Below are 547 nucleotides of genomic sequence, written 5' to 3' on the forward strand. Positions count from 1 at the left end.
TATGCTTCGCTTAACTTGCTTTCCCTTGGCAACGGAGGCGCATTATAGGGAGTTCATTGAGGAACACAAGCCTATTTTTCAAAAAAACTATCCTTTTTAGTTCATTCGTATAGAAAACATCCAAAACGGACTAAAAGCGCATAGAAAAGGGGCCCGAAAACCCCCTTAAATGTGATTTTAATCTCACTTTTTTGTGTCAGTGCAATTACTGATGAGCGAGAATTTGGTCATTAGTAACGATTAGCTGCACTTTCTTGTCTGGAACTATTTCACCAGCAAGAATGGATTTAGCTAATGGGTTCTCGACATTCTGTTGAATTGCACGTTTTACAGAACGTGCACCGTATACTGGGTCGAAACCGACTTGGGCGATCAAGTCGAGTGCTTTATCAGAAACCTCTAATTGATACCCTTTTTCTTCTAGTCGTTTTGCCAAGCGTTCTAATTGAATAGAAGCAATGGACTTAATGTGCTCTTGACCAAGTGGGTGGAATACCACTATTTCGTCAACACGGTTCAAGAACGCTGGGCGGAAGTGTTTGCTAAC

The 547-nt window shown here is 41.3% G+C and carries 1 pseudogene; it reads right to left on the reverse strand.

Annotated features, from left to right (window positions below):
* Positions 1–205: 205 nt before the first annotated feature.
* A pseudogene (locus R7O13_RS30020) lies at positions 206–547 on the reverse strand (type VI secretion system ATPase TssH); the annotation flags it as partial.

The organism is Vibrio sp. Y176 (assembly GCF_033438945.1).